General features: G+C 60.5%; 1 protein-coding gene. It reads right to left on the reverse strand.

Annotation, left to right across the window (positions count from 1 at the left end):
* Positions 1-534: carbohydrate porin (locus tag CWM58_RS27930; protein WP_165785867.1), on the reverse strand; the 534-nt coding region annotated here is incomplete at both ends.

Genomic DNA, 534 nt, shown 5'->3' on the forward strand with positions numbered 1-534 from the left:
TGTTGTCCTTGCCGTTGTCGTAGTCGTGGAAGGCCAGCAGGTATTCGATCTGCGCCTGCTGGGTGAACTTATGGCTGCCCTCGAAGCTGGCGTAGACCGTGGTCAGGTCGTCGGTTTTGTTGTAGACACTGTTATCCGAGTTGTCAGAGTAGCGCAGGATCACCTTGTTCACCCCGCTGTCGTTGGTGTGGCTCAGCACCAGGCCGCCCTGCCAGGCTTCGAGGCGCGCGTCGCTGTCCACCGCCTTCGAGTCAAAACCGTAGTTGGCGTACACCTCGACGTCGATCGGCCCGGCCTTGATGTTGTGGGTTTTGGTGGTCAGCGCGTAGTGGCCGTTGTCGCCGGTGTCGGAGCTGCCGGTACAGGTGATACGCGACGGGTTGGTCTCGTCGGCCATCACTTCCGGGCTACAGGATTTCACCTGCGAGACCGTCGCCACGTCAAACTGCACGCCGCCGATATCAAAGTTCTTCACCCCGGCGCCCTGGCCGTCGTGGTTCATCCAGAAGTAGTCGTTGATCCCCTGTTGCGGAC

The organism is Klebsiella sp. H-Nf2 (genome assembly GCF_002806645.1).
Lineage (GTDB): Bacteria > Pseudomonadota > Gammaproteobacteria > Enterobacterales > Enterobacteriaceae > Klebsiella > Klebsiella variicola.